This is a genomic window from Clostridium sp. DFI.5.61 (genome assembly GCF_024462915.1).
Taxonomy (GTDB): domain Bacteria; phylum Bacillota; class Clostridia; order Oscillospirales; family Oscillospiraceae; genus Lawsonibacter; species Lawsonibacter asaccharolyticus.
Map to the genome: position 1 here is coordinate 1 of NZ_JANGBZ010000071.1, position 13,322 is coordinate 13,322.

The window sequence follows — 13,322 nt, forward strand, 5'->3', positions numbered from 1 at the left end:
CGCTTGCACACGGGCTTGAGCATGCTGTACTGGTCGCCGTCCTCATGCATCTGGACCTCCTGATGGGGGTGACGGCCGAAGTAATAGCTGGGCACATCGCCCACGATGACCACCATGGGGATGGAGTCCAGGGAGGCGTTGGCCACGCCGGTGATGACGTTGGTCAGGCCGGGGCCCAGGTGGCACATGACCACGGAGGCCTTGTGGGTGATGCGGGCGTAGCCGTCAGCCGCGGTGGAGGCAATGGCCTCATGCCGGGTGCCGATGTACTCGATCTTCTTGCTGCGGGAAAGGGCGTCCAGCATGCCGATGACGGTGTGGCCGCACAGTCCGAACAGCTTGGTGACGCCCCGGCGCTCCAGGTAGTCCACCAACAGGTCAGATACCAGTTTCTTGCTCATAGTTCGATTCCTCCGTTTTTTGATTGTCTCGGTCTTCCGAATTTCAGGGGGGATTTACTGCTTCTGCGCCGCGATCTCGTTGAGCTTGTCGGCGATGGCACCGTAGCCGGAGAAGAAGCTGCACAGCAGGGGGGTCTTCACGTCCTTCAGGTCGGGCAGCAGGGCGCGCATGGACACCTGGGCCATCACGATGGCGTCATAGCCCATTTTGTCCAGCTCCCGGATGCTCTCCATCAGGATGCGGTTGTGCTCCTCGGGGTGGCCGGCCTGGAGAGCGTCCCAGGCAGGGTTCTGGAGGTACTGGGTGCACTCCATCTTCTTGCCCTGCTCCGCGCCCACCTTCTCGATCAGCCGCTGGCTGGGGCCCAGGGTGGTCTCCAGGGTGGCGATCAGGGCGATCTTGGTGCCCAGCCGAACGGCCTCCTGGGCCATGGGCAGGTCGATCTTCATCACGGGGACGTTGACCTCTTTGGCGTAGATGTCCGCCACCTCGCCCACAGTGGAGCAGGAGTTGACGATCAGGTCCGCACCGGAGATCTCCGCCGCCTTGGCGTACAGGGTCATCCGGTCGATGACCGCCTGGCTGGGGCCGCCATTGGCCCGGACATCAGTGAGCAGGGTGCTGTCGGTGATGAATTCCACCCGCACGCCGGGGACCTTCTCCTTCAGGAAGGCGACGGTGTCCTCCCGCTTGGCGAAGCTGGTCTGAAGAATACACACATGAGGTGCTGCCATAGTTGGGTTCATCCTTTCTCACATTTTTCTGCACTTCGGGCAGGGACAGCGCCCTGTCCGAAGTGCCTGTCTCTTTTAACCCTTCCGGGCCACCAGAGCCTTGGCCTTGGCCACGATGGAGTCCACGTCCATGCCGTGGTCCTTGTAGATCAGCTCCGGGTCGCCGGACTCACCAAAGCGGTCCTGGATGCCCACGATCTCCATGGGTACGGGGCAGTTGCCCACCACCACCTCAGCCACGGCGGAGCCCAGTCCGCCGAAGATGGAGTGGTCCTCGATGGTCATGATGGCCCCGGTCTCGCCGGCCGCCTTCAGCACGGCCTCCTTGTCCAGAGGCTTGATGGTGGCCATGTCCAGCACCCGGACGCCGATCCCCTGCTCCTTCAGGATGGCGGCCGCGTCCAGCGCCTTCTTCAGCAGGATGCCGGAGACGATCATAGTCATGTCGCTGCCGTTGTCCACCACGGTGTTGGCCTTGCCCCACTCGAACTTGTAGGTGGCGGGGTCATACAGGTCGGCAACCGGGTTGCGGTGCAGACGGACGTACAGGGGGCCGGTGAAATCCACCGCCGCATGGGCCAGGGCCCGGGCCGCCACGGCGTCGGCGGGCTGCACCACGGTCATATTGGGGAAGGAGCGCATGATGGACACGTCCTCAATGGCGGCGTGGGTGGCGCCGTCGCCGCCCACCTGGAGGCCGGCGTGGGTGCCGATGACGGTGACGTTCAGGTTGGGGTAGCAGACGAAGGTACGCACCTGCTCGCAGGCCCGCATGGAGGCGAACACCGCGAAGGTGGCCAGGAACACCTTGTTGCCGCAGGCGGCCATGCCGGCGGAGGCGGCCACCAGGTTCTGCTCGGCAATGCCGAAGGAGAACTCCCGCTCGGGGAAATACTTGCCGAACTTCTCCAGACCGCAGGTCTTGGTGTCGGCGTTACAAACCACAAAATTCTCGTTGGTCTTGGCGATCTCAATGATCTCCTGTCCAAAGGCCATACGGGTGGCAAGAGTCTTTGCCATTACACAACGCCCCCTTCCTTGATTTCCGCAATTGCTTTGACCATCTGCTCGTCGTCAGGCGCGGAGCCGTGCCAGACGGAGTCGTCCTCCATGAAGGAGACGCCCTTGCCCTTGACAGTGCGCATCAGGATGGCAGTGGGGTGGCGCATGGTCTTGGCGGTGTGCAGGGCGGTGAGCACGTCCTTCATGTTGTGGCCGTTGACCTCTACCACCTTCCAGCCGAAAGCGCGCCACTTGTCAGCCAGGGGCTCCACCGTCATGATGTCATTGACCCAGCCGTTGATCTGGACGCCGTTGCAGTCCACGATGGCCACCAGGTTCTTCAGGTCGTGATGGCTGGCTGCCATGGCGGCCTCCCAGACCATGCCCTCCTGGATCTCACCGTCACCCAGCATGACGTAGGTCATGTAGTCCTGGTGATGCAGCTTGCCGGACAGGGCCATGCCCACGCCCACGGACAGGCCGTTGCCCAGGGAGCCGGCGGTCATGTCCACGCCGGGGGTCTTGTTCATGTCCGGATGGCCCTGGAGGATGGAGTGGTACTGACGCAGGGTGTTCAGCTCCTTGGGGTCGAAGTAGCCCCGGCGGGCCAGTGCCGCATAGAGCACCGGGCAGGAGTGGCCTTTGGAGAGGATGAAGCGGTCCCGGTCAGCCCAGCGGGGGTTCTGGGGATCGATATTCAGCACGTGGAAGTACAGGGCAGTCACCATCTCCACCGCGGAGAGAGAGCCGCCGGGGTGTCCAGCCTTGGCGGCGTGGATCATGGAGATGATGTCCTGTCGGATCTGGACGGCCTGCTCTTCCAGCCGTTCCACATCCCGTTGGGTGAAGTAGTTGTGGTTCACCATCGTTCAATCCTTTCTACATCAGTTTTTGTTCTCCCTGGCTCCCAGCCTTTTGCCGGGGGCCTGTTTCCTTCTTCGCCCATAGACTACCTCCACCGGCGAAAAAAGTCCAATTCTTGTTTGTGACAGCTGGTATCATTAAAAATGATATCGCAGCCCCAAACTTTCTTGACAAATCCGGGAAAATAGCGGATACTGAGCTTTGGCAGCCCTTCTCCACTCTGGAACGAGCCCCCGCTTTTCCTTTTGATTTGACATTTTGCACAAAACAGATGCTCTCTATTTTGTTGGTCTGAAAAAACGCTTTTGCCGCCCGCTCCGCCCGCCGCGGGGACTGGCGGCCATCCCATTGATTGGAGGCATGAAACCATATGGAACTTTACACGCTTCGCTATGTGCTGGCCGTGGCCGATTCGGGGAATTTTTCCCTGGCGGCCCAGGCCTGCCACGTGGGACAGCCCGCCCTGTCCCAGCAGATCGCCAAGCTGGAGAAGGAACTGGGGGTGGCCCTCTTCGCCCGCAATCCCAGGGGTGCCACCCTGACGGAGGCGGGCAAGGATTTTGTTCTCCGGGCCAGGGAGATCCTTCAGCGCGCCCAGGCCCTCCAGGCGGAGATGTCCTTCTATGCCGGGCTGCGCAAGGGCTCCCTCAACCTGGGCATCATCACCAGCCTCCAGTGCATCAACTTCGGCGGCATGCTCTCCGCCTTCTGTGGCAGTTACCCCGACATCTCGGTGAACATCGTCCAGGAGGGGACCCACCGGCTGCTGGACCTGCTGCTGGACCGGAAGGTGGATCTGGCCTTTCTCAACCGCCCCCTGTCCCAGCTGGCCTCCAGCCTGGAGTTCGTCAAGCTGGGGGAGGATCACTACTCCCTGGCAGTCCCCCGTGTCCACCCCCTGGCCGGTCGTGAGGAGGTCAGCCTGCGGGAGCTGAGGGGGGAGCACTTCATTTTCCACCAGACCGGCCAGGTGGCCGCGGAGCTGTGCCTCACCGCCTGCCGCCGGGCGGGCTTTGAGCCGGACATCGTCTGCCGCTCCAGCAGCCCCACCACCACCCTTTACATGGTCCAGGGCGGGCTTGGGGTGGCCTTTCTGCCCTCGGAGGACTTCCACTCCCATACCCTCTCCGGCGTCCGGGAGATCAAGCTGGAGGAGCGGATCGTCAAGGAGGTGGGGGTGGCCTGGCGCCGGGACGCGGCCTCCCCCCTGGTGGACGCCGCAGTCCAGTTCGCCCGGGAGTGGGTCAAATGACCGCCCCCTTCTTTTCCTCTTTTCCCCCTGTCCCTCTTGTTGTATAATAGAGCCATTCCACTGAGGAGGTCTTTTCTATGATCACATTGGCACAGCGCATCGAAGCCCTGCGCACCGAACGGGGTCTCAGCCGCCCCGCCCTCTCCCAGGCCCTGGGCTTTCCCAAAAATGCGGCGGAAAAGTTCGAGACCGGCCGCCAGACCCCCACCCGGGAGCAGCAGGAGAAGATGGCCGCCTTTTTCGGGGTCTCCCTCTTCTATCTCCGGGGGGAGAGCAACGACCGCACCCGTCAGGAGACCTGGATGGACGGCGGTTTCCAGGATGAGGAGGAGCCCGCTCCCCCGCCCCGCCGCGCCGCCCGGCCCGTCCCCCAGAGCGGCCCCGCCGGCCAGGACCAGGGCACGGTGTTTGACGCCTTCCTCCACAGCAAGGCGTTTCAGGATATGATCCGCGCCGCGGTACAGGAGGCCCTGCGCTCCCCTGAGGGGCAGGATATCCTCACCCAGGCCGTCCACAAGGAGCTGGCCCGGCAGCGGTGAGCACCGGCCTGAAATCTGTACAGAAGAGGAGTCTCTATGAACGAAAAGGAAATTTCCGAGATCCGCCGCCGGTTTCGGCCGGACAGGAGCGGCATCTCCCACATCCGCGGATGTTATGTCAATGAAAATCGGGAGATCGTCTCCCAGTTCGACCAGTCCCTGGGGCTGATGTCCCAGGAGGAGTCGGAAAAGCTGCTGGCCATCCTCCGGCGCACCCTGTCCGGCACCCTGGGCAAAAACCTGGCGGACATCACCTTCTCCACCCAGCAGGTGGTGGACAGTGAGGAGCACCGGCTCCTCATGGCCCTGCGGGGCTCCTCCCTGGCGGACGAAGAGGCCGTGCAGGCCCTGTTCCAGCGGGTCATCTCCTCCCTCACCCTGGAGGGGAACTATCTCATCCTCCTGGCTCACGACACCTACGACGTCCCCTACCGGGCCAAAGACGGGGAGCGGATGGACGACGCCTCCGACCAGGTGTTCTCCTACATCCTGTGCTCCATCTGCCCGGTGAAGCTGACCAAGCCCGCCCTGAGCTACTTTGTCTATGAAAATGCCTTCCACGACCTGAAGGCGGACTGGGTCGTCTCTCCGCCGGAGGCAGGCTTCCTCTTCCCCGCCTTTGACGAGCGCACCACCAACCTCTATAATGCCCTCTACTACTCCCGGGACATCGGGGAGAACCACCCGGAGCTCATTGACGCCCTGTTCCGCACCCCTCCTCCCATGCCTGCCGCCGTCCAGAAGGAGACCTTTGAGTCCCTCCTGGGGGAGACGCTGGCGGAGGATTGCAGCTATCATGTGGTCCAGGCCGTCCACAGCCAGCTGCGGGACATGATCGAAGAGCACAAGGCCAGCAAGGAGGAGCAGCCCCTCCTGCTCTCCAAGGGGGAGGTGCGGTCCGTCCTGTCCTCCTGCGGCGTGGCCGCCCCCCATGTGGATGCCTTTGAGGCCCAGTATGACCAGGCCTTCGGCCCGGAGGCCGGCCTGAGCCCCCGCAATCTGGTGGACCCCAAGCAGCTGGAGGTCCGCACTCCCGACGTCACCATCCACGTCAACCCGGAGCGCAGCGACCTGGTGGAGACCCGCATGATTGAGGGCACCCGGTACATCCTCATCCGGGCCAACGAGGGCGTGGAGGTCAACGGCGTCAGCATCCAGATCTCCTGAAACTGTCGAAAAAGGGAGAGCGGCCCCTCTGTTCCAGAGGGGCCGCTCCTTTTGCTTGTCCGTCTATTCGATATGCAGCTCCAGCACCTGCTCGGAGGAGAAGTCCTCGATCTGGAGGTAGTACTCCGCGCAGTCCAGCAGGGCCTTCATGGGGACAATGCCCACCACCTCGCTGCCCACCACCCGGACGCCATAGCGCCGGGCCTCCATCTTCACCATCTCAAAGACACTGTAAATGGAACTTTTGGTGTAGTCGGTCAGGTTCATGGTCACCTGAGCCAGGTTCCGCTCCTCCAGGGCGATGCCCATGGCCTTCACATAGTGCAGGCCGCCGCCGATGTTCCGCACCCGGCGGGCGATCTGCCGGGCGATCTCCACATTGGGGGTGTCCAGGTTGATGTTGAAGCAGATCAGAGGCATCCGGGCCCCGATGGCGGTGGCCCCGCCAGTGGGGTGGATGGTATCCGGCCCGAAGTCCGGCTTCCACAGGGGGTCCTTCATCTTCTCCGCCAGCCCCTCGAACTGTCCCTTGCGGATGTTGGCCAGGTCCACCCGGTGGGGGGCAGTGGCAGACTTCTCATAGAGGTAGAAGGGCTGTCCGTAGAGCAGAGCGGCTTCCTGTGCTATCTCCCGGGCCAGCTGGTCCGCCTCCTGAATGGTGCAGTCCCGCACCGGGATGAAGGGGATCACGTCCACGCAGCCGATGCGGGGGTGCTGCCCCTCGTGCCGGGTCATATCGATCAGCTCCACCGCCGTGCCGATGGCCTCCACCATGGCCCGCTTCAGGGGCTCCGGCTGGCCCAGCACCGTCACCACGCAGCGGTTGTGGTCCGGGTCTGTGGAGTAGTCCAGCAGCTTCACTCCCGGCTTGGCCCGGAAGGAGTCCACGATGCGCTCCACCTTCTTCAGGTCCCGCCCCTCGCTGAAATTGGGGACGGATTCGATCCATTTATCCAGCTTCATGTCTCTCTCCTCTCTCTGTCCTGGGCCACGGGGACACCCCCCTCTTTTACCTTTTTATATTATTATAGTGTTTTCCCCTCCCCCTGGCAAGGCAAAAACGCGCCCCCGGCAAATTTTTGCCCGGGAACAGTTGCACACCCGGCCCCAAATCCGATATACTGGACCCAGACCAAAGAGGGGGGCTTTCTGATGCTCAATGTGACCATGCTCCAGACCCCCAGCGTCACGCTGGACGGGGTCCCGGTCTCCTTTCCCTTCAAGCGGGCGGACGCCCTGCTGTACTACATGCTGGTGCGCCGCAGCGCCACCCGGCAGGAGCTCATCTCTCTGCTGTGGGAGAGCTGCGACGAGGCCACCGGCCTGAAAAATCTCCGCAACACCTTATATACGCTGAAAAAGACCCTGGGGGGCGACTTTCTCCTCTCCCCCCAGAAGTCCCTGGTGGTGGTGAACAGCGCCTGGGAGGTGGACTGCGACTACGACCGCTTCACCCAGCAGGGGGATTTCTCCGCCTACCGAGGCCCCTTCCTCCAGGGCTTCGCCGTCAAGCACGCCTTCTCCTTCGACGAGTGGCTGGACCGCACCCGGGAGAAGCTCCACGAGCAGTATCTGGGCCGGCTGGCCCAGCAGGCCCAGGCCGCCCTGGAGGCCGGCGACCCGGAGGAGGCTGCCCGCTTGGCCACCGAGTATCTGCGGGAGGACCCCTTTGACGAGTCCATGGCCGCCTTCCTCATGGAGCGCCTGCGGGCGGCCCGGAAGTACTCCCGGGCCGCCCAGGTGTACCAGCGGCTGAAGGAGCAGCTCTCCGAGGAGCTGGGTGTGGACCCCCTGGAGAGCACCACCATGCTCTATTACGAGATCATGAACCAGTGGAACGACACCACCCAGGCCCCCGGGGAGGCAGAGGCGCCCCAGGTCCCCGTGGGACGGGAGACCCTCTATGCCGCCCTGCGGGCGGCGGCGGGCTCCTTCGCCGAGGGGGCGGTGCGCCGCTGCTCCCAGCTGTTCATCGGGGAGGTTGGCTCCGGCAAGAGCGAGCTCATCAGCCACTTCCTCCGCTGGTCCGATCTGTCCGCCCTGCTGGTGCTGCGGTGCGGCTGCCTCCAGTCGGAGGAGGGCCTCCCTCTGGCCCCCTGGGACCGCATCCTGCTGTCCCTGCGGGAGTTCATCCAGGAGGAGCAGCTCTCCCTCCCGGTCCCGGTCCAGGTCCGATTAGGCCAGGCGTTCCCTCTCTTCCGCTCTGAGAACGCCTGGCCGGGCGGAGTCTCCGCCCGGGCGCTGCGCCAGTGGGACCAAGGGCTGGAGGACAGCCTCCTGCTCCTCTTCTCCGCTGTCACCCGCCGGAAAAAGGTGCTCCTGGTGCTGGAGGACCTGCAATGGGCTGACGAGGAGAGCCTGCGTCTGGGGGACGCCCTGCTCCGCCGCCTGGAGGGCAGGGGGCTGATGACCATCCTCACCGCCCGGGACGACCTCTCCCCCTCTGCCCTGGCCCGGCTGGAGTCGCTGGAGGCGGACGGCCTGCTCCGCCGCCATCGCCTGCCCCCTCTCACCCCGGAACAGACAGAGGAGCTGCTCCGCAGGGAGCTGGGCGGTGAGGCCGCCCGGCGCATGGCTCCCCAGTTTCACCGGGAGACCGGAGGCAACCTCTATCTGCTCACCGAGCTGACCCAGGCCTACCGCCGCAGCGGCAATGTGGAGGCCACCCTCCAGACCCTGGGGGATATCCTGATGGACCGGCTCTCCGGCCTGTCCGGAGCGGCCCTCCAGGTGGCCGAGCTCATCTCTCTCTTCTCCGAGGAGGTGCCCAGCCGCCTGCTGCTGGAGCTGATGGACCAGAATGACCGCCTGCTCACCGCCGGTCTGGACGAGCTGCGGGGCCGGGGCATCATCCTGGAGCACCACACCGAGGGGGACCCCACCTACCGCTTTGCCCACCAGCGCATCCGGGAGCTGGTCTACGACCGGCTCTCCTACTCCCAGCGTCAGCCCCTCCACCTCCAGGCCGCCGAGCTGCTCTCCCAGGGGGAGCAGCCCCAGGAGGGGGGCGCCTGCCGCCAGATCGCCCGCCACTTTCAGCTGGCCGGCAGCCGCCTGCGTGCTCTGGAGTACCGCATCCGGGCCTGTGATCTGGACAGCTCCCGGGCCTTCGAGCCCTTCTCCCCCCTGGGGGGAGACGCCCCCGCCCCCCGCTCCCCAGAGGAGCTGGAGGAGCAGACCCAGCAGTTCCTGCGGGAGCTGTCCGCCCTGCGCCGTGAGGGGGCGGACCCCGCAGTCCTGGGCCGTCTGGAGCTGGCCACCGCTCTGATCCAGGGGCGCATCGCCCTGTTCCAGGGGGACAGCGCCCGGGGCAGCGATATCCTGGGCGCCCTCAGCGGCGGCAGCATCCACCCCGACACGGGGGTGCTCATCCGGGCCTGCTACCTGCTGGCCTCCTCCGCCCTCTACCGCCAGGCCACTGAACAGGTGGAGCGCTACACCGCCACCGGCATGCGCCTGCTGGAGCGCACCCGGGACCCGGTCCAGCAGGCCCAGTTCCAGCGGCTTCGGGGCGGCCTGTTCTGTCTCCAGGGCGCCTATGACAAGAGCCGCTACTATCTGCTGGAGGCCATGGACGCTCTGCGGGGACAGACCCGCTCCACCGCGGTCCGGCTCCAGCTGGCGGCCGTCTACTGTGACTACGGCCGGGTCTGCCGCCAGCGGCTGGAGTACGCCGACGCCTGCTCCTACTATAAGCGGGCCCTCTCCCTGCTGGGAGACCTGCCCTGGCCCGGCGGCGTCTGGGTCTATGTCCATTACGGGCGGGCCGCTTTTGCCCTGGAGGACCATCCCAGGGCCCGTGAGCTGTTTCAGCATGGGTATGACAACGCGAAAGTTTCCGGCGAGCTGTGGGGCCGGACAGCCGCCGCAGCCTACACCGCCTATTATCAGGCCATGGAGGGGGACTACGAGCGGGCGGCGGTCAGCTTGGCCGATGCCCAGTCCTGCCAGCAGCGGCTGAATTCCCCTCTGGAGGGGGTCATCCTCCACTTTGTCTCCATGCACATCCGCAGCCGGCTGGACCTGGAGCAGCGGACGGGCTCCCCCCTCGCCCCTCTGCTCACCTACTCCCCGGAGAGCTACGCCCGGCAGGGGGTCCGCCTGCTTTCCAGCGTCCCCAGCGTATTCGAGGCGGAGCAGCTCTCCCAGAGCCTGCGCAACGGCATCGCCACCCAACAGCGGTACCGTGCCTCTGAGCTGTACAGCAAAAACAAGCATTTTATGGCGGAATGAGCTTCCGTCTCAACAGAGTTTCCTCCTATTTTTTAAAATTAGACGTTTCTTAGATGCTTCGTGACTATAGTGGTACTTGTAATGTCCAATTCTGCTTTGGCGAAAGGAGGTCGGACGAGCCGGGGCAGTGTTTCGGTCCGTAAGGAGAGCGGTCCGAGGAAAAAAGAGAATCAATGGGAGGGTAACATTATGTCATTTGAAACTGTGGAAAACGTCCTCAACATCAACACCGACGCAATCATGACCCTGGCAATGGCTTCCATTCTTCTGCTGATCGGTTACGCGATCAAAAACAAGGTCAACTTCCTGGCCAAGTACTGTATCCCTGCTCCCGTCATTGGCGGCTTCATCTTTATGTTCATCACCTTCGCCGGCCACACCACTGGTACTTTTACCTTCAACTTCACCAACACCTTCCAGGACCCCTTCATGCTGGCTTTCTTCACCACCGTGGGTCTGGGCGCCAGCTTCTCCCTGCTGAAGAAGGGCGGCATCCTGCTGATCGTCTACTGGCTGTGCGCCGGTGTGATCTCCATCTTCCAGAACATCATCGGCATCGCAGTGGGCACCGCGGTAGGTCTGGAGGCCCCCTACGCCCTGCTGTCTTCCGCCATCTCCATGATCGGCGGCCACGGAGCAGCCGGCTCTTACGGCTCCACCTTTGAGAGCCTGGGCTACTCCGCCGCTATGGGCGTGGGCGCCGCCGCCGCCACCTTCGGCCTGATCTCCGGCGTGCTTGTGGGCGGACCTCTGGGCCGCCGCCTCATCGTCAAGTATGACCTGAAGCCCGAGGAGCATCAGGCCAACTACGATGATATCAAGAGCGTCAATGCCGCCGGCAAGGAGCCTCTCTCCGCTCTGGACGTCATCAAGAACGTGGTCGTCATCATCGTGTGCATGGCCCTGGGCACCATGGTGTCTGGATGGGTCAGCAAGCTGATCGGGATGTCCTTCCCCAACTACGTGGGCGCCATGTTCGTGGCTGTCATCGTCCGCAACCTCAACGACACCTTCCACTTCTACAAGTTCTCCTTCCCCCTGGTGGACGGCATCGGCGACGTGATGCTCAACCTGTACCTGGCTCTGGCCCTGATGACGCTGAAGCTGTGGGAGCTGGCCAGCCTGATGGGCGGCGTGCTTCTCATCGTCATCTGCCAGGTGGTGTTCATCGTTACGGTGTCCTACTTCGTGATCTTCCGCATCCTGGGCAAGAGCTATGACGCCGCTGTCATGTGCTCCGGCCTGTGCGGCCACGGCCTGGGCGCCACCCCCACCGCCATTGTCAACATGACCGCCGTCACTGAGCGGTACGGCATGTCCAGCCGGGCCTTCATGGTGGTCCCCATCGTGGGTGCCTTCCTGGTGGACCTCATCTATCAGCCCCAGACCATCGCTTTCATCAAGTTCTTTGTCCCCGCCGCCTCTAATCTGGTGGGCTGATCCTTTCAACCGCTACATCTCAAAACATTTTTGATACCGATATTTTAAGGAGGAATTTCTTATGTCCAAGCTTGTGGAATGCATCCCCAATTTCAGCTGCAGCAAGGAGAAGGACGAGGCCGCCTATAACGCCCTGGTGGAAGTGGCCAACAGCGTGCCCGGCTGCACCCTGTTCGACGCCCAGACCGACGGCAACCACAACCGCTGTGTGTTCACCATGATCGGCTCCCCCGAGGCCATCGAGGAGGTCGCCTTCCAGCTGACCAAGAAGGCTTCCGAGGTCATCGACATGACCAAGCATGTGGGCGAGCACTCCCGCATGGGCGCCACCGACGTCATCCCCTTCGTCCCCACCATGGGCGTCACCGTGGAGGAGTGCGTGGAGATGTCCAAGCGCCTGGGCCAGCGGATCTGGGACGAGCTGAAGATCCCCAGCTTCCTGTATGAGGACTCCGCCACCCGTCCCGAGCGCCGCAATCTGGCCACCTGCCGCAAGGGGCAGTTCGAGGGCATGCCCGAGAAGCTGCTCCAGCCCGAGTGGGCCCCCGACTTCGGCGAGCGGAAGATCCATCCCACCGCCGGCATCACCGCCATCGGCGCCCGCATGCCCCTGGTGGCCTTCAACGTGAACCTGGCCACCTCCGACGTGGAGATCGCCAAGAAGATCGCCAAGGTCATCCGCGGCTCCTCCGGCGGCTTCCGCAGCTGCAAGGCCATGGGCTTCATGCTGGAGGACCGGGGCATCGCTCAGGTCTCCATGAACATGGTCAACTATGAGGACACCCCTCTGTATGTGGTCTATGAGATGATCCGCTCCCTGGCCGAGCGCTACGGCACCTATATCGTGGACAGCGAGATCGTGGGCCTGACCCCCGCCAAGGCCATGATCGACTGCGCTGAGTTCTATCTGAAGGCCCGTGACTTCGACTGCCACAATCAGATCATGGAGTACCACCTGATCGGCATGGAATAAGCCGTTCTGACAAAAGGAGAATCGACTGTTATGAAGCTTGTGGAAATGAAGGTCAATGAGTTCGTGGACCTGATGGCCTCCGATGAACCCGCGCCCGGCGGCGGCTCCGCCGCCGCGCTGGAGGGCGCCCTGGGCGCCGCCCTCACCGCTATGGTGTGCGCCCTCACCGTGGGAAAGAAGAAGTACGCCGACGTGCAGGAGCTGGCCATCGAGTCCCAGAAGAAGGGGAACGAGCTCAAGGCTCAGTTCGTGGACGTGATCGACCGGGATACCGAGGCGTTCAACGCCGTCAGCGCCGTGTTCGCCATGCCCAAGGACACCGACGAGGAGAAGGCCGCCCGCAAGGCCGCCATGCAGGAGGCCCTGAAGGGCTGCACCAAGACCCCCTTTGAGATGATGGAGCTGGCCTGCCAGGCCCTGGAGCTGACCCGCTCCGTGGTGGGCAAGCTCAACGCCAGCGCCGCCAGCGACCTGGGCTGCGCCGCCCTGAGCCTCAAGGCCGCCATCCAGGGCGCCTGGCTCAACGTGCTCATCAACATCGGCGGTATCCAGGACCAGGCCTTTGCCGACGAGTACCGCCAGAAGGGCCAGGCCCTGCTGGACAAGGCCCTGCCTCTGGCCGACGCCATCTACCAGGAGGTCCTGGAGTCCCTGTGATCCCCCTCCCATGAATCACCGACGGGCCGCCCCCCCCGCCGGGGCCCCCCCGGGGGGGG

The 13,322-nt window shown here is 63.8% G+C and carries 12 protein-coding genes; 7 read left to right on the forward strand and 5 right to left on the reverse strand.

What is annotated here, in order from left to right:
- The 4 genes from NE584_RS17610 to NE584_RS17625 form a co-directional block, all read right to left on the reverse strand.
- The coding region (locus NE584_RS17610; RefSeq protein WP_256183365.1) for a thiamine pyrophosphate-binding protein at nt 1-401 on the reverse strand (401 nt) is incomplete at its 3' end.
- Nucleotides 402-455: 54 nt separating this feature from the next.
- Nucleotides 456-1,136 carry an aspartate/glutamate racemase family protein gene (locus NE584_RS17615; protein WP_050624485.1) on the reverse strand — a complete coding sequence of 227 codons (681 nt, stop codon included), beginning with the start codon at nt 1,134-1,136 and terminating at the stop codon, nt 456-458.
- Between the two features lie 75 nt (nt 1,137-1,211).
- Nucleotides 1,212-2,156 carry a transketolase family protein gene (locus tag NE584_RS17620; RefSeq protein WP_050624484.1) on the reverse strand — a complete coding sequence of 315 codons (945 nt, stop codon included), beginning with the start codon at nt 2,154-2,156 and terminating at the stop codon, nt 1,212-1,214.
- Nucleotides 2,156-3,004: a transketolase gene (locus tag NE584_RS17625; RefSeq protein WP_108981451.1), complete on the reverse strand. Its 849-nt coding sequence runs from the start codon at nt 3,002-3,004 to the stop codon at nt 2,156-2,158. Before NE584_RS17625 ends, NE584_RS17620 begins: the two co-directional genes overlap by 1 nt.
- Nucleotides 3,005-3,372: 368 nt before the next feature.
- On the opposite strand from NE584_RS17625, the gene NE584_RS17630 reads away from it, so the two are divergent.
- The 3 genes from NE584_RS17630 (at nt 3,373) to NE584_RS17640 (ending at nt 5,960) form a co-directional block, all read left to right on the forward strand.
- The gene (locus NE584_RS17630) at nt 3,373-4,254 is read left to right on the forward strand and encodes a LysR family transcriptional regulator (protein ID WP_256183366.1); all 882 of its coding nucleotides are present in this window, start codon (nt 3,373-3,375) and stop codon (nt 4,252-4,254) included.
- A gap of 77 nt (nt 4,255-4,331) precedes the next feature.
- The gene (locus NE584_RS17635; protein WP_256183367.1) at nt 4,332-4,793 is read left to right on the forward strand and encodes a helix-turn-helix domain-containing protein; all 462 of its coding nucleotides are present in this window, start codon (nt 4,332-4,334) and stop codon (nt 4,791-4,793) included.
- A gap of 36 nt (nt 4,794-4,829) precedes the next feature.
- Nucleotides 4,830-5,960 (forward strand): DUF4317 domain-containing protein, encoded by a 1,131-nt coding sequence (locus tag NE584_RS17640; protein WP_050624478.1) that lies wholly within the window; start codon nt 4,830-4,832, stop codon nt 5,958-5,960.
- A 63-nt stretch (nt 5,961-6,023) separates the two neighbouring features.
- Here the strand turns inward: NE584_RS17640 and ftcD (NE584_RS17645) are convergent, their stop codons facing one another.
- A complete protein-coding gene (gene ftcD / locus NE584_RS17645) occupies nt 6,024-6,923 on the reverse strand; it encodes a glutamate formimidoyltransferase (RefSeq protein WP_050624477.1) in 900 nt (299 codons plus the stop codon).
- A 189-nt stretch (nt 6,924-7,112) separates the two neighbouring features.
- On the opposite strand from ftcD (NE584_RS17645), the gene NE584_RS17650 reads away from it, so the two are divergent.
- The 4 genes from NE584_RS17650 to NE584_RS17665 all read left to right on the forward strand — a co-directional run bounded on the left by NE584_RS17650 (nt 7,113) and on the right by NE584_RS17665 (nt 13,263).
- Complete coding sequence (locus NE584_RS17650) at nt 7,113-10,193, forward strand: BTAD domain-containing putative transcriptional regulator (protein WP_256183368.1); 3,081 nt, start codon at nt 7,113-7,115, stop codon at nt 10,191-10,193.
- Between the two features lie 189 nt (nt 10,194-10,382).
- The gene (gltS, locus tag NE584_RS17655) at nt 10,383-11,633 is read left to right on the forward strand and encodes a sodium/glutamate symporter (RefSeq protein ID WP_108981453.1); all 1,251 of its coding nucleotides are present in this window, start codon (nt 10,383-10,385) and stop codon (nt 11,631-11,633) included.
- Between the two features lie 61 nt (nt 11,634-11,694).
- On the forward strand, nt 11,695-12,606 hold the full coding sequence (gene ftcD, locus NE584_RS17660; RefSeq protein WP_050624472.1) for a glutamate formimidoyltransferase: 912 nt from the start codon (nt 11,695-11,697) through the stop codon (nt 12,604-12,606).
- Between the two features lie 30 nt (nt 12,607-12,636).
- The gene (locus NE584_RS17665; RefSeq protein WP_050624471.1) at nt 12,637-13,263 is read left to right on the forward strand and encodes a cyclodeaminase/cyclohydrolase family protein; all 627 of its coding nucleotides are present in this window, start codon (nt 12,637-12,639) and stop codon (nt 13,261-13,263) included.
- Nucleotides 13,264-13,322: the final 59 nt, after the last annotated feature.